The 17,719-nt window shown below is 64.2% G+C and carries 18 protein-coding genes and 1 riboswitch; of the genes, 6 read left to right on the top strand and 12 right to left on the bottom strand.

All coding sequences use genetic code 11. From position 1 onward, the window contains the following. From QN085_RS06230 to cobO, 6 genes are read right to left on the bottom strand one after another with little or no spacing between them, the layout of a single operon-like run. Positions 1–1,455, bottom strand: coding sequence for a cobyric acid synthase (locus tag QN085_RS06230; protein WP_024086411.1), 1,455 nt, complete (start codon positions 1,453–1,455; stop codon positions 1–3). After that, positions 1,452–2,444 (bottom strand): threonine-phosphate decarboxylase CobD, encoded by a 993-nt coding sequence (gene cobD / locus QN085_RS06225; RefSeq protein WP_024086410.1) that lies wholly within the window; start codon positions 2,442–2,444, stop codon positions 1,452–1,454. The genes QN085_RS06230 and cobD overlap by 4 nt, the downstream gene beginning before the upstream one ends. Next, positions 2,437–3,345, bottom strand: coding sequence for an adenosylcobinamide-phosphate synthase CbiB (gene cbiB, locus QN085_RS06220; protein WP_196184209.1), 909 nt, complete (start codon positions 3,343–3,345; stop codon positions 2,437–2,439). The genes cobD and cbiB overlap by 8 nt, the downstream gene beginning before the upstream one ends. Beyond that, on the bottom strand, positions 3,342–3,992 hold the full coding sequence (bluB, locus tag QN085_RS06215; RefSeq protein ID WP_085593449.1) for a 5,6-dimethylbenzimidazole synthase: 651 nt from the start codon (positions 3,990–3,992) through the stop codon (positions 3,342–3,344). Before bluB ends, cbiB begins: the two co-directional genes overlap by 4 nt. After that, positions 3,989–5,284 carry a cobyrinic acid a,c-diamide synthase CobB gene (locus QN085_RS06210; protein WP_196184208.1) on the bottom strand — a complete coding sequence of 432 codons (1,296 nt, stop codon included), beginning with the start codon at positions 5,282–5,284 and terminating at the stop codon, positions 3,989–3,991. The genes bluB and QN085_RS06210 overlap by 4 nt, the downstream gene beginning before the upstream one ends. Then, entirely contained in the window at positions 5,281–5,892 is a 612-nt protein-coding gene (cobO, locus tag QN085_RS06205; protein ID WP_013971375.1) for a cob(I)yrinic acid a,c-diamide adenosyltransferase, read from the bottom strand. The genes QN085_RS06210 and cobO overlap by 4 nt, the downstream gene beginning before the upstream one ends. Before the next feature lie 120 nt (positions 5,893–6,012). After that, positions 6,013–6,232: riboswitch (cobalamin riboswitch) on the bottom strand. A 167-nt stretch (positions 6,233–6,399) separates the two neighbouring features. On the opposite strand from cobO, the gene QN085_RS06200 reads away from it, so the two are divergent. Then, on the top strand, positions 6,400–6,978 hold the full coding sequence (locus QN085_RS06200; protein WP_015269242.1) for a hypothetical protein: 579 nt from the start codon (positions 6,400–6,402) through the stop codon (positions 6,976–6,978). Positions 6,979–7,180: 202 nt separating this feature from the next. On the opposite strand, the gene QN085_RS06195 is transcribed toward QN085_RS06200, so the two are convergent. Continuing rightward, positions 7,181–7,444, bottom strand: coding sequence for a DUF3077 domain-containing protein (locus QN085_RS06195; protein WP_112252663.1), 264 nt, complete (start codon positions 7,442–7,444; stop codon positions 7,181–7,183). 1,172 nt (positions 7,445–8,616) lie between these two features. On the opposite strand from QN085_RS06195, the gene QN085_RS06190 reads away from it, so the two are divergent. Continuing rightward, positions 8,617–9,963 (top strand): PQQ-dependent sugar dehydrogenase, encoded by a 1,347-nt coding sequence (locus tag QN085_RS06190; RefSeq protein ID WP_013971372.1) that lies wholly within the window; start codon positions 8,617–8,619, stop codon positions 9,961–9,963. Here the strand turns inward: QN085_RS06190 and QN085_RS06185 are convergent. The 5 genes from QN085_RS06185 to QN085_RS06165 form a co-directional block, all read right to left on the bottom strand. Next, positions 9,929–10,462 carry a C40 family peptidase gene (locus QN085_RS06185; RefSeq protein ID WP_013971371.1) on the bottom strand — a complete coding sequence of 178 codons (534 nt, stop codon included), beginning with the start codon at positions 10,460–10,462 and terminating at the stop codon, positions 9,929–9,931. The two genes, QN085_RS06190 and QN085_RS06185, sit on opposite strands and share 35 nt — an antisense overlap. 139 nt (positions 10,463–10,601) lie before the next feature. Further along, positions 10,602–11,255: a C40 family peptidase gene (locus QN085_RS06180; RefSeq protein ID WP_023663125.1), complete on the bottom strand. Its 654-nt coding sequence runs from the start codon at positions 11,253–11,255 to the stop codon at positions 10,602–10,604. Between the two features lie 125 nt (positions 11,256–11,380). After that, positions 11,381–12,088 (bottom strand): DnaA regulatory inactivator Hda, encoded by a 708-nt coding sequence (gene hda / locus QN085_RS06175; protein WP_013971369.1) that lies wholly within the window; start codon positions 12,086–12,088, stop codon positions 11,381–11,383. Between the two features lie 294 nt (positions 12,089–12,382). Next, entirely contained in the window at positions 12,383–13,456 is a 1,074-nt protein-coding gene (locus tag QN085_RS06170; protein ID WP_015269237.1) for an AI-2E family transporter, read from the bottom strand. A 12-nt stretch (positions 13,457–13,468) separates the two neighbouring features. Next, positions 13,469–14,536, bottom strand: coding sequence for a DUF2066 domain-containing protein (locus QN085_RS06165; protein WP_013971367.1), 1,068 nt, complete (start codon positions 14,534–14,536; stop codon positions 13,469–13,471). Positions 14,537–14,898: 362 nt separating this feature from the next. Between QN085_RS06165 and purM the strand changes: the two genes are divergently transcribed. The 4 genes from purM to QN085_RS06145 all read left to right on the top strand — a co-directional run bounded on the left by purM (position 14,899) and on the right by QN085_RS06145 (position 17,687). Continuing rightward, a complete protein-coding gene (gene purM, locus QN085_RS06160; RefSeq protein WP_013971366.1) occupies positions 14,899–15,957 on the top strand; it encodes a phosphoribosylformylglycinamidine cyclo-ligase in 1,059 nt (352 codons plus the stop codon). Continuing rightward, a complete protein-coding gene (gene purN, locus QN085_RS06155; protein WP_013971365.1) occupies positions 15,957–16,610 on the top strand; it encodes a phosphoribosylglycinamide formyltransferase in 654 nt (217 codons plus the stop codon). Before purM ends, purN begins: the two co-directional genes overlap by 1 nt. 8 nt (positions 16,611–16,618) lie before the next feature. Then, the gene (locus tag QN085_RS06150) at positions 16,619–17,329 is read left to right on the top strand and encodes a DUF3108 domain-containing protein (RefSeq protein ID WP_196183967.1); all 711 of its coding nucleotides are present in this window, start codon (positions 16,619–16,621) and stop codon (positions 17,327–17,329) included. Between the two features lie 175 nt (positions 17,330–17,504). Then, positions 17,505–17,687, top strand: coding sequence for a hypothetical protein (locus QN085_RS06145; protein WP_003257734.1), 183 nt, complete (start codon positions 17,505–17,507; stop codon positions 17,685–17,687). The last annotated feature ends 32 nt before the right edge of the window (positions 17,688–17,719 follow it).

Below are 17,719 nucleotides of genomic sequence, written 5' to 3'. Positions count from 1 at the left end.
TCAGGCCACCCCACAGAGCTGGCGCAGGCGCGCGGTGTCCAGGTGCTTTTCCACCAGGTCGGCCAGGCGTTCGATATCGCGTTCGCGCAGGGCCTGGTAGTCGACGGCCTGCACATCATCCAGCCCAGCCCAGCGCAGCAGCGCCGCGCACGACTGGCTGCCTTCAAACAGGCCGTGCAGGTAGGTGGCAAGTATCTGGCCATCAGCACTGACAGCACCATCGCAACGGCCATCGGCAAGTTGCACGGCTGGCTGCTCCACGGCAGGCCCCGTGGTGACGCCGGCATGAATTTCATAACCGGCAACCGGGACTGCTTCGAGGTTCAGTGTGCCGGCAACGTTGCGCAGTTGCTTCTCGGCTTCGAGCACCGTGGCGTAATCGAGCAGGCCAAGCCCCGGGCTGGAGCCAGCAGCCCCTTCGAGACCAAGCGGGTCATGCACTTCGCGGCCCAGCATCTGCAGGCCACCGCAGATCCCGATCAGCTTGCCGCCATAGCGCAGGTGCCGGTCGATGGCCTTGTCCCAACCGCGCTCACGCAGTTGCGCCAGGTCGCCGCGCACACTTTTGGAACCCGGCAGGATGATCAGGTCGGCGGCCGGGATCGGCTGGCCCGGGCCGATGAACTGCAGGTCCACCTGGGGGTGCAGGCGCAGTGGGTCGAAGTCTGTGTGGTTGCTGATACGCGGCAGCACCGGGACGATCACCTTGAGCACGCGCTCGGCCTTTGCCCCCTGGCGTGCGTCGATGCCGTCTTCGGCTTCCAGATGCAGGTCGTTAACATACGGCAGCACGCCCAGTACCGGTTTGCCGGTGCGCTGTTCCAGCCAGTCCAGCCCCGGCTGCAGCAAGGCGATGTCGCCGCGGAAGCGGTTTATGACAAAGCCCTTTACCCGCGCCTGCTCACTGGGCGATAGCAGTTCCAGGGTGCCGACGAGATGGGCGAACACACCACCACGATTGATGTCGGCAACCAGGATCACCGGGCAGTCCACCGCTTCGGCAAAGCCCATGTTGGCAATGTCACCGGCACGCAGGTTGATCTCTGCCGGCGAGCCCGCGCCTTCGACCATGACCACCGACCAGGCAGCACTCAGACGCTGGTGCGAAGCCAGCACCGCCTGCATGGCGATAGCCTTGTAGTCGTGGTAGGCCACCGCGTTCATGCTGGTAACGGCACGGCCATGGATGATCACCTGGGCGCCGGTGTCGCTGTTGGGCTTGAGCAGCACCGGGTTCATGTCGGTGTGTGGTTGCAGCCGGCAGGCCTGGGCCTGCACCGCCTGGGCCCGGCCGATTTCACCGCCATCGGCGGTCACCGCGCTGTTCAGCGCCATGTTCTGCGGCTTGAACGGCACCACGCCGACGCCCTGGCGCAACAGCCAGCGGCACAGTGCGGTCACCAGCGTGCTCTTGCCAGCGTCGGAGGTGGTGCCTTGCACCATGAGGGTGGTCATGCCGTTTCCTTCTGATAGGCCGCCAGGGCTTGGGCCAGGCGCTGTTCGTCCGCCGCACAGGCTGGCAGCCCCAGGCGTATCGCCTGCGGCTGCTCGAACAGCCGCACCAAGATGCCGCGGCGGGCGAGAAAGTCATGCAGTTGCGCAGCGTGCTCGCTGCGTACGTACTGGAACAGATCGCAACCACCGCTGGGCGCCAGGCCGGCGCTGCGCAACAGCATAGCCAGCCGCTGGCTGGCGGCAGCGCAGCGTTCGACCTGCACACGCTGGGCGACGTGGTCGGCCAGGCTGGCCTGGGCCAGCACCCGGGTCGGGCCATTGACAGTCCACGGGCCGAGCAACTCGGCCAGGCGCAGCAGCAGGCTGCGTTCGGCGGCAACGAACCCCAGGCGCACACCAGCCAGGCCGAAGAACTTGCCGAACGAGCGCAGCACGATCAGCCCCGGGCGCTCGGCACAATCGACCACGCTTTGCGCCGGGGTGTTGTCCATGAACGCTTCATCGACCAGCAGCCAGCCACCGCGGGCGGCCAGGCGCATGTGCCAATCCAGCAGGCGTTCACGCGGCACCCGGCGGCCGGTAGGGTTGTTGGGGTTCACCAGCACCAGTACGTCGAGGCTGTCGAGCGTCGCCTCGACCTGCGCTTCATCCAGCTCCAGCAACTGGTGCCCCGCCCGTTGCCACGCGTATGGATGCTCGGCATAGCATGGCGTCAACACCCCTACCCGGCCGGCTGCGCGCAACAGCGGCAAGGCCTGGATCGCGGCCTGGGAACCGGCCACCGCCAGCAATTGGCGGGCGCCGTAATACGCACGCGCGGCGTCCTCCAGGCCGTCCTCGGTCTCCGGCAGGCGGGCCCAGGCCTCCATGGGGATCGGTGGAATCGGGAAAGGCCATGGCGCAATGCCGCTGGACAGGTCGAGCCACTGCTCGCGGGCGATGCCGTATTGCCGTACCGCCCGCAGCAGGCGGCCTCCGTGTTCAAGCATTGATATAGGCCCCCAGGCAGATCACCAGCAGCCACAGCCATACGCCGCGCTGCACCAGGCCCCAGCCACGATCGATGGCGTCGGCGTCGGCCATTGGCCCGTCACCCAGGCGTGGCCGCTCATGCAGCTCGCCGTGGTACACCGCCGGGCCACCGAGTTCCACCCCCAACGCACCAGCACCGGCGGCCATCACCGGCCCGGCATTGGGGCTGTCCCACAGCGGGCCCTGCTTGCGCCAGCAGGCCAGGGCCAGGCGGGTCTTGCCCAGCAGCGCGTAGGTCAACGCCACCAGCCTGGCGGGAATATAGTTGAGCACATCGTCGACGCGCGCCGCGCACCAGCCGAAGCGTTCGAAGCGCTCGTTGCGGTAGCCCCACATGGCGTCCAGGGTGTTGCTCAGGCGGTACAGCACCACGCCCGGCGCGCCGGCGACCACGAACCAGAACAGCGCGGCGAATACAGCATCGCTGCCATTCTCCAGTACCGATTCGGTGGCCGCCCGGGCAACCGCAGGTTCGTCCAGTTCACGGGTTTCGCGGCTGACTAGGTAGCCCACACGGCGCCGCGCTTCTTGCAGGTCACCCTGGCGCAAGGCACTGGCCACTGGCAACACGTGTTCGCCCAGGCTGCGCAGCCCGACGGCGCAGTACAGCGCCAGCACGTCGACCAGCCAGCCGATGTACGGCAGCCAGGAGAGGATCAGTACCACCAGGGTAAGCGGCACCACGGCCAGGAACCATGCGCTCACCCCGTGGCTGCGCCAGCCGCGCCCACCTGCATTCAGGCGGCGCTCGAGGTTACTGGCCATGTTGCCGAAGGCTACCAGCGGATGGCGCCGCTGCGGTTCGCCCAGCAAGGCATCCAGGGCCACCCCGGCCACGGTCAGCAAGGCCACGCTCATTGGCGCTCTCCCCATTGGTTCTCAAAGAGCATTTCACTCAAGGGCCGTTCCTCGGCCCAGTTTTCCAGCACCAGCATCGGTGCCGGGTAGAACTCGGTTACCGGCCCCAGGCACAGCACCGCGACCGGCTTGGCCCCGGCCGGCATGCCCAGCAGCGCCGCCAGCGCCTGCGGGTCGAACAGCGACACCCAGCCCATGCCCAGGCCTTCGCCACGGGCTGCCAGCCACAGGTTCTGGATGGCGCAGGCCAGCGATGCCAGGTCCATTTCCGGCAGGGTGCGGCGGCCGAAGATATGCGGCTCGCGGTTGTCCATCAGGGCGGCCACCAGCAACTCGGCGCAGTCATTGATGCCCTCCACCTTCAGTTTCATGAAGGCGTCGGAGCGTTCGCCCAACGCTTCGGCGGTACGCACCCGCTCTGCTTCCACCAAGGCCTGGATGCGCGCACGCAGGTCGCGCTGGGTGATGCGGATGAAACGCCAGGGCTGCATCAGCCCGACGCTGGGCGCCTGGTGCGCGGCAGCCAACAGGCGGCCCAGCAGTTCCGGGGCTACCTCGCCACCGGCGAAATGGCGCATGTCACGGCGTTCGCCGATGGCCCGATAGATCGCGGCGCGCTCGGCGTCGCTGTAGGCGTGTTCGCTCATGGTCGCAACAGCGCCGCCGCCGCATCAGGGTTGGAGGGAAAGTAGAAGTGCACGTAGGAAGCCGTCAGCCGACCCAGACGATACACCGCTTCGTTGCCACGCCCGCCGTTGGGGCTCAGACCACGTGCGATCGGCTCCAGTACGGTACTGGTCAACGAATGGTGATAGGTGTGACCGCGCAGGGTGCCTTCCGGCAGTTCCACCGCCTGCAGGGCCAAGGCAGCCAGGCGCTTCTGCATGGTCGCTTCGCCCGGCAGCAGGCCGAGCAGCTCGGCACGCTCGCCGACCACGTCGGTCAGGGCATCAAGCAGGTACAGCATGCCGCCGCACTCTGCCAGCAACGGTTTGCCCTGGGCGTGATGGGCACGGATCGCCTCGCTCATTGGCGCGTTGGCAGCCAGGGCGTGGTGGTGCAGTTCGGGATAACCGCCTGGCAGATACAGGCTGTCCACTGCTGGCAGTTCGCGGTCATGCAGCGGCGAGAAAAACTCCAGCTGCGCGCCCAGGTTGCGCAGCAGGTCGAGGTTGGCGCCATAGGTGAAGGCAAAGGCCTCGTCCCGCGCCACGCCAATGCGCACACCGGTCAACGAGGCGGTAGTGGCTTGCGGCTCGGGTTCGGCAAAGGTCACTGGCGGCGGCAAGGCGGCATCGCAACTGGCGCCAAGCGCCTCGGCAGCGGCATCCAGGCGAGCGTCCAGGTCGTTCAGCTCGCTGGCCTGGACCAGCCCCAGGTGGCGGCTGGGTAGCTCTATACCGCGCTCGCGGGACAAGCCGCCATACCAGCGCAGGCCTTCGGTCAGGCTACCTTCCAGCAGTTGCGCGTGGCGCAGGCTGCCCACCCGGTTGGCCAACACACCGGCAAACGGCAGGTCCGCCTGGTAGCGTGCCAGGCCCAGGGCCAGCGCGCCGAAGGTCTGGGCCATGGCCGTGCCGTCGATCACCGCCAGCACCGGCACGCCGAAGTGGCGCGCCAGGTCGGCGCTGGACGGCGTGCCGTCGAACAGCCCCATCACCCCTTCGATCAGGATCAGGTCGGCCTCGCCGGCGGCTTCCCACAGCAGGCGGCGGCTTTCATCGGCGCCGATCATCCACAGGTCGAGCTGGTACACCGGCGCGCCGCTGGCCCGCTCAAGGATCATCGGGTCGAGAAAGTCGGGCCCGCACTTGAACACCCGGACCTTGCGCCCGAGGTTGCGGTGCAGCCGGGCCAAGGCAGCGGTGACAGTAGTCTTGCCCTGGCCTGAGGCCGGCGCCGCGATCAGCACGGCAGGGCACTGGCGCGGCTGGCTCACAGTTCCACGCCCTTCTGTGCACGGATACCGGCCTGGAAGGCGTGCTTGAGCATGCCCATTTCGGTCACTGTGTCGGCCAGCTCGATCATCTCGGGTTTCGCGGCACGGCCAGTGACGATCACATGCTGCATCGGTGGGCGGGCCTGGATGTCGGACAGCACCTGGTCAAGGTCGAGGTAGCCGTGCTTGAGGGCGATGTTCAGTTCATCGAGCACCACGAACTGCACGCTCGGGTCTTGCAGCAACTGGCGCGAAACGGCCCAGGCTGCTTCGGCGGCGGCAATGTCGCGCTGGCGATCCTGGGTTTCCCAGGTAAAGCCCTCGCCCATCACGTGGTAGCGCACCTGCTCGGGGAAGCGGCGGAAGAACAGCTCTTCGCCGGTGCTGTTGCGGCCCTTGATGAACTGCACCACACCGCACTGCATGCCATGGCCCAGGGCGCGCGCGAGCATACCGAAGGCCGAGCTGCTCTTGCCCTTGCCGTTGCCGGTCAGCACCAGCAGCAGGCCGCATTCGTTGGGGGAATTGGCGATGCGTTCGTCGATGATCGCCTTCTTGCGCTGCATGCGCGCCAGGTGGCGTTCGTCGCGTTCGGTGGATTCGCTCATCAGGGTTCTCCGCTGGCTGGCGCCACGGCAACGCGCGGCGACAGGTAAAAGGCGGGCAGACGGAGAACGCGCAGGGGCCGTGGCCGTACGCCACGGTGCACCGCGCATCACCCTCCGTGATGCCGTTGGCAGTATCAGGCCGGTCTCCGGGCTTGTGAGCGGGCCTTGGCCCAGGCCTGCGCGCCTTCCCGGGTGCTTGCACCCAGTGGCCCTGCGCGGCCGTGACTCACCTACCGTTGCGGGGGCAGCGCCGGAATCGCGCCATGCTGGCACCCACCGGCTTCCCAGTTTCACCCTGCCCAGTCGGGGCTGGCAGGGCACCTGAAACACGCGCGAAGGTTAGAGGGTTGCACCGGGAGCGTCAATCGAAGCGGGCCGCTTTGCAGTCGAACAGGCACCGCCCGGGTAATGGCCAATTCACCTGGTTGTGCCACACTGAATACAGTGATATCACATAGCCATCACTTTCAGCTGAACGCGATCACAACTACAACAGGAGAGCGCAGCATGCGAGGCCAGATCATCAACAACCCGCGCCTGGAGTTTCTTGCCCCGGTGCTGGAGCGCTGGGGCGACTGTATCGACCGCTTCAACCAGTTTGCTGGCGATGCCGAAGCACCTTACTGGCATGGCGCCGCCGCCAATACGGGGCTGCTTGCCGCAGCGGCCTGGCAAGCCGAACTGGCGGCGCTGCAGCAGTTTGCCGGCAAGAAGCAGCGCGACGAAGGTGAACACGAAGGGCGCTGCGACCTGTCGATCAGCAGTGCCGATGAAGCGCTGTACCTCAGTGTCAGTCAGCGCTGGCCAAGAATCGCGAGGCTGGACATGGCCGACGCCCTGCAGCAAACCACTGCCCTCGCGCGCCAGGTGGCCTACCCCAGCCAGTTGAAAGCTGGTGCGCTGTTCATCAGCCCGTGGAAGGCTGGCCAGCATGCCAGCCCCGAGGAACTGCAGGACCTGGTCGACGATCTGCAGAAACATACCGCCTGTGCCATCGCCTGGTACTTCCCGTATGCCTACCGCAAGTTGCACAACGAGCTGGGGCAGTATTTCCCGGGGGTGGCGTTGTTGCTCAAGCAGGCTTGAAGCAACTTCGGCTCGGGCCGGGCGACGTGGCTTCTGTGGGAGCGGGCGTGCCCGCGAAGAACCCAACGCGGTGGCTGGCACCGGCTGCGCCGGTGTTCGCGGGCGCGCCCGCTCCCACAGAGCCCCTGCTAAATCTTTCAGTTATATGCGGCTCCATGAGAGCGCGGCCCGCGCCGCGAATGGCCTGCGCGCGTTTCAGGTCCTAACGCATCATGCCGAGTTCGGCATCATCCAGCAGCGCTTTGCCCAAGGCGCAAAGGTAGTGCGCGGCCCAGATCAGCTTTGGCTTGTCTTCCATCAGGCCGTCGATGGTCAGGTCCCGCGCATAGCCGATCAATTCCGAGGCTTGTTCGCGGGCGTTCTGGCAGGAGATGCCGGGTTCGATGCGGAACAGGGGGTGGGTCTGGTTTTCACCTTGAAAGAATATGGTTTTGCCGACTGTGCATTTCGTGTCTTCGGTGGTCATTTAAGGCTCCTGTCGTAGTGAAGCGACCACCAACCGCGGCTAAACAGTATGGTGGCAGCTGTACGTGGGTTAGCCGACCGGGACGTCAGGCACCCGGCGCACCCGCAGGTGCCCCACGCACAGCCGCCATAAGGCGTCAATGCCGATTACTCGGTATTGCTCAGCTGCGGTGTCTGACGATTTCGGGCGGCTAACCCGGTCATTGAAGGTCAACGACATGCCGAGACTAGAGGCCGCATTTGGCGCGCGCAACGGAGAATAGGTGTTAAGAGTATCTTTGGGAAACGGCCTACAAGAAAGGTGTTAAATCTGATTCTTGGTCTCGCCCCGACGCCACAGCGCATCTCACTGGCACATTGAGTCACCACCAGACCTGCATGCTCTTGCTCTTGCTCTTGCTCTTGCTCTTGCTCTTGCTCTTGATCTTCGCGACTTCAGGAGGCCGAGCAGAGGTCTTGCGGAGGGAGGTGACGGGCATGGATGCCCGTCAAGCGCTGAGGCCCCATGGATGGGGCCTGCAGCGCGTACTCCCGGGAGCAAGACCGGCGCGAGGGAACCCCGTAGCGTAGCGGAGGGGCCGGATGATGGGAGCGCAGCGTTTTTTGGTTACTTTTTGTCGCGTTTGACAAAAAGTGACTCGCCGTAAGGGCGAAAAGGTGAGTATGCGTCGCCATCGTAAATGGACTATGCGCGCGATCAAGACCAGTACTTTTTCAGCTCTTCGCTCTTCGCTCTTCGCTCTTCGCTCTTCGCTTTCAAGCGTGGGCATCAACAACAAGGTCAACATTCATTTTCGAAGGTGGCGCTTAATCACCTTTCCGCCCTTACGGCGGGTCACTTTTTGTCAAACGCGACAAAAAGTAACCAAAAAACGCTGGCTCCTATCATCCGGCCCCTACGCTGCGCTCCGGGGTCCCCTCGCTACGGGCCTGCTCCCGGGAGTACGCGCTGCAGGCCCCATCCATGGGGCCTCAGCGCTTGACGGGCATCCATGCCCGTCACCTCCCTCCGCAGTCCCTTCGCTCGGCCTCCTGAAGTCGCAATCGGTGGCGCCTGAACTATCGCGCGCTTAGAAGCAAAAGCAACGGCAACGGCAGTTGGAAAGTTGCCGGGAACCTGGCGAATGTCACCGACCTCTCAATTCATAGGCCCTGTTAGGAGGACGCCGCCCCATGAAACACCTGACGCCTTGGTTATTGGCCGCCAGCCTGACTGCCTGCGGCGAAACCGCCCTGCTGAATGTACTCGACGGCAGTGGTCCAACCCCCCAGCTGCCTGCTCCGGTCAAGACAACCCTCCCCACCGTGAATATCGCCCCGGCAGTGGGCTGGCCCAAGGACGCCAAGCCCGAGGTAGCACCAGGCACTCAGGTGAAAGCATTCGCCAGCGGGCTCGACCACCCTCGCTGGCTATACCTGCTGCCCAACGGCGACGTCCTGGTAGCCGAAACCAATGCCCCATCCAAGCCCGAAGATGGCAAAGGCCTGCGCGGCTGGGTCATGAAGAAGGTGATGAAGCGGGCAGGCGCAGGCGTACCCAGCGCAAACCGCATTACCCTGTTACGTGACGCCGACCACGACGGCGTGGCTGAAATCCGTACGACCTTCATCGAAGAGCTCAACTCACCGTTCGGCATGGCGCTGGTCGGGAAGGACCTGTATATCGCCAACACCGACAGGTTGATGCGCTTTCACTATGAGCCCGGTGCCATGCAAATTCGCAATGAAGGCCAGCCAGTGGTCGAGTTGCCAGGCGGGCCGCTCAACCACCACTGGACCAAGAACGTGATCGCCAGCCCTGATGGCAAGAAGCTTTTCGTGACGGTCGGCTCCAACAGCAACGTAGGCGAAAACGGTATGGACAAGGAACAGGGACGCGCCGCGATCTGGGAAGTGGACCCCACCAGCGGCCAGCACCGCCTGTTCGCCACCGGCCTGCGCAACCCTAACGGCCTGGCCTGGGAGCCGCACAGCGGTACGTTGTGGACGGCAGTCAACGAGCGTGACGAGATCGGTAGCGATCTGGTACCGGACTACATCACTTCCGTGAAGGACGGCGGTTTCTATGGCTGGCCCTATAGCTACTACGGCCGCCACGTGGACGAGCGCGTGCAACCGCCAGCGCCTGAAAAAGTAGCCCAGGCGCTGGTGCCCGACTACGCCGTAGGCCCACACACGGCATCGCTAGGGCTGGCATTCGCCGAACCGAACGGGCTACCACCGCCCTTCGAACAAGGGGCATTCGTGGGCCAGCACGGGTCGTGGAACCGCAAGCCACACAGTGGCTACAAGGTGATTTTCGTACCGTTCGACCCATCAGGAAAGCCCTCGGGCAAGCCCGTAGACCTGCTTACCGGTTTTCTGGATGAGCATGGCAAGGCCCAAGGGCGCCCGGTCGGCGTAATCACCGACGGGCGTGGCGGCGTGCTGGTAGCCGATGATGTCGGCAACGTGGTCTGGCGGGTGAGCAAAGCCCCGCCTGTCCTCAGGGGTTCTGCGCCAGATGCCCTTGCGGAATGACGCGCTTGGCCTGCAGGTAAGCCTTGGCCCAGTAACTGTTGGACAGGTAGTCCAGACGCACCGTGCCACCGCTGGAAGGTGCATGCACGAAGCGCCCTTCCCCGACATAGATGCCCGCATGGCTGACCTGCGAGCCGCCACTGGTGGCGAAGAACACCAGGTCGCCGGACTGCAGCGACTTGGCATCCACGGTTGGCGCGCGCATTACGATCATCTCACGCGTCGAACGCGGCAGGCTTATGCCGGCAGCATCACGATAGACGTACTTGATCAGGCCACTGCAATCGAAACCGGAGTCCGGCGTATTGCCACCCCAGCGATAAGGCGTGCCCACCAGGCCGATGGCACGCATCAGCACGTCATCGGCAATCGGCGAAGGGCTGGGCTGGCTATAGGTTACCTGCGGCTGTACCACAGGGGCCGGCGCAGGCGCACGGCTGGAGCAGGCAGCCAGCAAGGCTGCCAAGGAGAGAAATGCGAAGCGCGCCATCTTTACCATGGCCAGAACATCCTGTCTGAGTCCGCTGGGCCGCAGCCGAAAAGAGTTGAGAAATTAGATTAGACGCTTTCTATAAATGCGCACGGCGGCGAGCTTTTTTCAAAGCATCGCCGCCGCGGCAGGGTACATCATTTTGCTATCAGTTGCGCGCGATATTGGTGGTCGGCGCCATGGCCAAGGCACGCTTGGCTTCGATGAAGGTCTTGCTCCAGTAGCGGTCACCGAGGCTGTCGATGCGCACACCACCGCTGCGGCGGCTGCTGGAGTGAATGAACTGATTGTCACCCAGGTAAATGCCAGCATGGCTGACTCGGCCGCGACCATTGGTGCTGAAGAACAGCAGGTCACCTGGCTTGAGTTTGTTGCGGGCCACTTTCGGGGCATCGACGTTGATCATTTCACGCGTGGAACGCGGCAGGGTCACACCCGCCTCTTCGCGGAACAGATAGCCGATGAAACCACTGCAGTCGAAGCCGGACTTCTCCGAGGTACCGCCGAAGCGATAGCGAGTGCCGATCAGCGACATGCCGCGCTCGAGAATGCTGTCAGCCAGAGCTGGCAACTGGTAAGGCTTGCTGCTGGAGAAGGCCTCCAGGTCATCTTCGGTAGCCAGCTCTTCCGGCTCGCCGAATACCGACGAGGAGGAGGCTTTGGCCTTGAAGGCCGATTGTGCGGCGATCGGGGAGTGATCCTGGGACTGCAGCTCTGAATGAGAAGCTGGGCCTTGGGCCGCGCAGCCAAAAAGCAGGGTCACGAGTGCGAGTGGCACGAGGGGTGCGAAGCGCTTCAGCATGGGCACGACCGTGTCTGTAATCCTTTAGAAGGGTGAAACTATGCCCTCTATCATGGCCATTTGCAAATTTTATCGAAAAAGATGTGACTTTTTCGTTTTGCCGCTCTGGCCCAGCGTTTTCGGGGCTACCAGCCCAGGGTTTCTTTGAGGAAAGGGATGGTGAGCTTGCGCTGTGCCTGCAACGAGGCCTGATCGAGGCGTTCCAGCAGGTCGAACAACGCGCTCATGCTGCGTGCCCCGCGGGTGAGGATGAAGTGGCCGACTTCGTCGGTAAGGTGCAGGCCACGGCGCGAAGCACGCAGTTGCAGGGCACGCAGCTTGTCTTCATCGGACAGGCCACGCATCTGGAACACCAGGGCCAGGGTCAGCCGCGACTTCAGGTCCGGCAGCTTGATCGGCAGTTCGCGCGGCGATGCCGAGGCGGCCAGCAGCAGGCGCCGGCCGCTGTCACGCAGGCGGTTGAACAGGTGGAACATGGCCTCTTCCCAGTCAGCCTTGCCGGCGATCACGTGCAGGTCGTCGATGCACACCAGTTCGTACTGGGCCAGGTAGTCGAGCAGCCCTACGCCACGATCGAGCAATTGCGCCAGCGGCAGGTAGACGGCTGGCTCGCCGCGTTGCTGGAAGCGGTGGGTAGCGGCCTGTAGCAGGTGGGTACGGCCAACACCTTGCTTGCCCCACAGGTAGATAAGGCTCTCGGTCCAGCCGGCGTCGGCTTCGCATAGCCGCTCGACGTAGCCCAATGCCGCAGCATTGGCGCCCGGATAGTAGTTGATGAAGGTGGCGTCATCGCGCAGGCGCACACCCAGGGGCAACTGGATCGGTGGTTTCATGCTCGCGGGCGGTCGACAGGACCGCAGGGGGCCTTTGGTGAACAATGTGCAAAGTCTATACCCGCAGCGCGGGGCGCACAATCACGGCAGCGGATAGCACAAGTAAAATCAATGAGTTGCGCTTTTTTTGGCTATTTTGGGGCTGCTTTGCAACCCTTCGCGGGCTTGTCCGCTCCCACAGGGGGCGCGTAAATCATGGGCTCAGCGACACATCTGTGGGAGCGGGCAAGCCCGCGAAGGGCCGCAACGCGGCCCCAATTTTCTTAACTGGCCGGCATTAAGGCGGCCCTGGGATCACAACTCCGGGTCGATATCCCCGGCATACATGTCCGATTCCTTGTACAAGTCATGCACATGCCGCAGCAGCACCATGATCACCGCCGCCACCGGCAGCGCCAGCAACACCCCGGTAAAGCCGAACAGCTCACCGCCGGCCAGGATCGCGAAAATCACCGCAACCGGGTGCAGGCCAATGCGGTCACCGACCAGCAGCGGGGTCAGCACCATGCCTTCCAGCGCCTGGCCGACCATGAACACTGCGACGATACCCAGCATCGGGTACAGGTCGCCGCCAAACTGGAACAGGCCAGCCACCAAGGCCGCGCCGATGCCGATGATGAAACCCATGTACGGCACGATGGCAGCCAACCCGGCGAGCATGCCGATCAGTAGCCCCAGTTCCAGCCCCACCAGCATCAGCCCGGCCGAATAGATGATGCCCAGGGCCACCATCACCATCAATTGCCCGCGCACGAACGCCCCCAGCACCTCATGGCATTCGCCTGCAAGGCCCATCACTTGCGGCTCACGCTGGCGCGGCAGCAGGCCACGCAGCTTGGCCATCATCAGGTCCCAGTCGCGCAGCAGATAGAAACCCACCACCGGGATCAGCACCATGTTGGCCAGCCAGGCCATCAGCGCCAGGCTCGAGGCAGTGGCATGGGACAGCAGCACACCGACGATATCGGTGGTCTGGCCCATGTGCGTGCCGATGGCGGCCTTGATCTTGTCGAACTTCCAGAAGCCGTCAGCCAGGCCCAGGCGGCTCTGCACCCAGGGCAGCGCCACGTGCTCGAGCCAGTCGAGCATCTGCGGCGCCAGTTCGTACAGGCGCACCAGCTGCTTGGCCAGCAGCGGCACCAAAACCAGCAGCAAGGCCAGCAACAGCAAGGTGAACAGGCCGAACACCACCACTACGCCCCAGGTGCGCGACAGCCCCAGGCGCTCCAGGCGGTCAACCAGCGGGTCGGCCAGATAGGCCAGCAGCACGCCGACCAGGAACGGGGTAAGAATGTTGTGCAGGCTGTAAAGCAGCACGGCGACCAGCAGGGCAACGCCCAGCCAGATCCAACGACGTACGTCGGTCACGGTGTGCTCCTCTTACCAGCGAAAACGCAAACCGTCGAACGGCTTGGGTGCTGGCTGGGCCGGCACTGGTTGCCCAGCGCCGGCAGCGTCTGCCGGAGCTGGAGGGGGCTGCACAGCGGGCGCCTGCTCTACCGGTACTTCCTGCAGCTTGGCCAGGCCAAGCTGGGCGCGCAGCTGTTCGCGGTTGGCGGTCACGCCGTAGGTCAGGGTGCTGCCTTCGGCCATCTGCAGGCGCGGGCCAAAGGGTTCGAGCACGCGGGCCAGCTCGGCGTAGCGCTGCAGGTTCATCCCCTGCACTTGCACCTGCAACTGGCTGCTGGCGCCCGGGCGGGTGACGTAGCGCGGCGCCAGGCTGCTGCTGAGCGCCAGCATCACGGCGTCGGCCAGTGCTGCCGGGTCGGCACCCTCGGCAGTGCCATGTTCACGCTGGTCGCCCAGCCAAAGCTGCCATTTGCCCTGCCATTTGCCGTCGGCTTCCCGGGCATGCACCGCCAGCAAGGCATCGGCGCCGTAGCGCCCTGAGGCTTCGCGCAGCGCCGCAGGGTCACTGCCTTCGATCTGCTCGGCATTGGCCACCAATTGCTCCTGCAGGTCGGCCAGCGGCAGCCGCAACGGCAGGCCACGGTGCTGGGCGGCACGACGCAGGGGCTGGGCGCTGGCCTGGCCGTCACCTACCAGGTTGCTGCCTTCGACACTGTCGTTCAGCCACCAGCCGAGAATCGAGGGTCGGTTGCTGCCCCACAATGCCAGGCCGGCCTTGCGCAAGGCCCGTTCGGTACTGCCAGGGTCGAACTCGACCAGCACCGATTCGGGTGGCCCGGCTTCGCTGGCGACCTGGTTGATGATTTGCTGCGGGTCCTTGCGCAAAGCGGCCAATGCCGGGCTTTGCGCCGCCTTGGGGTCGCCGGTCAGGCGCGTTACCAGGGTATCGAGAGCCTGGATGGTAGCCGCGGCACGGGCTTCGGCGCCCTGCCCTGTCACCGGCTCGCGCACCTGGTAAAGGCCGGTGACATTTTCAGCCTGGGCAGTGGCCGAGATCAGGGCCAGGCAACCGGCTGCCAGAATATTGAAGAGACGCATGGAGGATTCCTGTCCATTTACCGCAATGCCTATACCTTATACACGGGGGCGAAAGGTAACCAGTCGCGAGGATGAAAGATTGGTTGCGGAGATTGCCTGGGAAATGTGATGGTCTGACAGGTGCTCGCCGCAACAGGTTCAGCGCCTGCGCGTGCATGGCGCGGCCCTTGTGGCGTACACCCCCAACTTTTTACCTATTTTCATGCCCTGCCCGTCGGCCTGAGGATGGCCGCTGCCCGGCAACCCTGATAAAATCGCGCGCCTTCACAGACCACTGACGTTTCAGGCAGCCGCCGCTTACCAGCCGGCCTTGGCCGTCATGGTCGTTTTTAAGAATCCCTCCCTCCTAAAGGCCTGGATCAATGAGCAAGCAACCCTCCCTGAGCTACAAGGACGCCGGTGTAGACATCGACGCCGGCGAAGCACTGGTCGAACGCATCAAGGGCGTGGCAAAACGCACCGCACGCCCTGAAGTCATGGGTGGCCTGGGCGGCTTCGGCGCCCTCTGCGAGATCCCGGCCGGCTACAAGCAGCCGGTGCTGGTCTCCGGCACCGACGGCGTCGGCACCAAGCTGCGTCTGGCACTGAACCTGAACAAGCACGACAGCATCGGCCAGGACCTGGTCGCCATGTGCGTCAACGACCTGGTAGTGTGCGGCGCCGAGCCATTGTTCTTCCTCGACTACTATGCCACCGGCAAACTGAACGTCGACGTGGCCGCCACCGTGGTCACCGGCATCGGTGCCGGCTGCGAACTGGCCGGCTGCTCGCTGGTCGGTGGTGAAACCGCCGAAATGCCTGGCATGTACGAAGGCGAAGACTACGATCTGGCCGGCTTCTGCGTCGGCGTGGTGGAAAAGGCCGAGATCATCGACGGCTCCAAGGTTGCCACCGGCGACGCACTGATCGCCCTGCCGTCCTCGGGACCGCACTCCAACGGCTACTCGCTGATCCGCAAGATCCTCGAAGTGTCCGCCACCGACATCGAGAACACCCAGCTGGACGGCAAGCCGCTGACCGACCTGCTGATGGCGCCGACCCGCATCTACGTCAAGCCGCTGCTGCAACTGATCAAGAACACCGGCGCGGTCAAGGCCATGGCCCACATCACCGGTGGCGGCCTGCTGGACAACATCCCGCGCGTACTGCCGGCCAACGCCCAGGCGGTCATCGACGTGGCCAGCTGGCAGCGCCCGGCGGTATTCGACTTCCTGCAGGAAAAAGGCAACGTCGACGAGCATGAAATGCACCGCGTGCTGAACTGCGGCGTCGGCATGGTCATCTGCGTGGCCCAGGACCAGGTAGAAGCAGCCCTGAACGAACTGCGCGCCGCTGGCGAGCAGCCATGGGTGATCGGCCACATCGCCGAAGCCGCCGAAGGCGCTGCCCAGGTCGAGCTGCAAAACCTCAAGGCACACTGATGCCAAGCAAGACCTGCAATGTAGTGGTACTGCTGTCGGGCTCCGGCAGCAACCTGCAAGCCCTGATCGACAGCTGCCAAGGCCAGGACAGCCCGGTGCGCATCCGTGCAGTGGTTTCCAACCGCGCCGATGCCTACGGCCTGCAACGCGCCGCGGCGGCCGGCATAGACAGCGTCGTGCTCGAGCACACCCAGTTCGACGGCCGTGAAGCCTTCGATGCCGCGCTGATGGCGCGCATCGACGGTTTCGCCCCCGACCTGGTGGTGCTGGCCGGTTTCATGCGCATCCTCAGTGGCGACTTCGTGCGCCACTACCAGGGCCGCCTGCTCAACATCCACCCGTCGCTGCTGCCCAAGTACAAGGGCTTGCATACCCACCGTCGGGCGCTGGAGGCAGGCGACGGCGAGCACGGCTGCAGCGTACACTTCGTGACTGAGGAACTCGATGGCGGCCCTCTGGTCGTACAGGCTGTGGTGCCGGTGGTGCCTGACGACACCGTCGAAAGCCTGGCCCAGCGGGTACACCGCCAGGAACACCTGATTTACCCGCTGGCGGTGCGCTGGTTCGCCGAAGGGCGCTTGCGTCTTGGCGAACAGGGTGCATTACTGGATGGCCAGCCACTGGCGGCCAGCGGTCACTTGATTCGATCCTAGGAGAATTTATGCGTCGCGCCCTGCTCTTGGCTCTCGCCGTGCTCGCCCTGCCCCTCCAGGCAGCTGATCTGAAGCCTTTCTCGGCCAGCTATACCGCAGACTGGAAGCAACTGCCCATGAGCGGCACCGCCGAGCGCAGCCTGGTCAAGAATGCCAACGGTACCTGGGACCTTAATTTCAAGGCTTCCATGATGATCGCCAGCCTGACCGAGCAAAGCACCCTGCGCATGGACAACGACACCCTGCTGCCACAGAAGTACCACTTCGAGCGCGGTGGCCTGGGCAAGGCCAAGAAGGTCGACCTGACTTTCGACTGGAACAGCAAAAAGGTCACCGGCAGCGACCGTGGCGATGCCATCAACCTGCCGCTGAACCGTGGTGTGCTGGACAAGTCGTCCTACCAGTTGGCCCTGCAACATGACTTGGCCGCCGGCAAGAAGAGCATGACCTACCAGGTGGTCGATGGTGACGAGATCGACACCTACGACTTCCGCGTGCTGGGCACCGAAAAGGTCACTACCAAGACTGGCCAGGTCGATGCGGTGAAGGTCGAGCGCGTGCGCGCCCCAAGCCAGAGCAAGCGCATCACCGAGCTGTGGTTCGCCAAGAACTGGGACTACCTGCTGGTGCAACTGCGCCAGGTCGAGACCGATGGCAAGGAATACGTGATCGTGCTGCAGGATGGCACGGTCGATGGCAAGCCGGTGAAGGGCAACTGAGCCAGCGCTGCCAGCAGTACCCGAAGCCCCGCCTTGTGCGGGGCTTTTTTTGATTGCGCTCCGGCTTCCATGAAACTTGTTTCATGCCGGTTTTATTTACTTAGCCTGCTAACAAACTCTATAAAGAGGTTGTGCGACACAGTGTCGCAGCCAACTGAAACAGTGGAGTTTAACGATGACAGTCCAAGTAACCGAACGCGACGAATCGAAAATGTCCCACGAAGGCCTGGCCGCTGGTGTGCGGATCTGGGATGTGCACCAACAGGGCCAACTGGTGGGGATGTTCCACAACGAACATGAAGCGCATCAGTACCGTACAGAGCTGGAAAACCTGGAAAACCAGCGCGCCACGCAATGACCCATCTTCAAATGAAAAACCCCGCCAAGGCG

This window comes from Pseudomonas sp. M2(2023) (assembly GCF_030263955.1).
GTDB classification, from domain to species: Bacteria; Pseudomonadota; Gammaproteobacteria; order Pseudomonadales; family Pseudomonadaceae; genus Aquipseudomonas; species Aquipseudomonas asiatica.
Note: the sequence above shows the minus strand (reverse complement) of the source record. Positions and strands in the feature narration are given on the sequence as shown.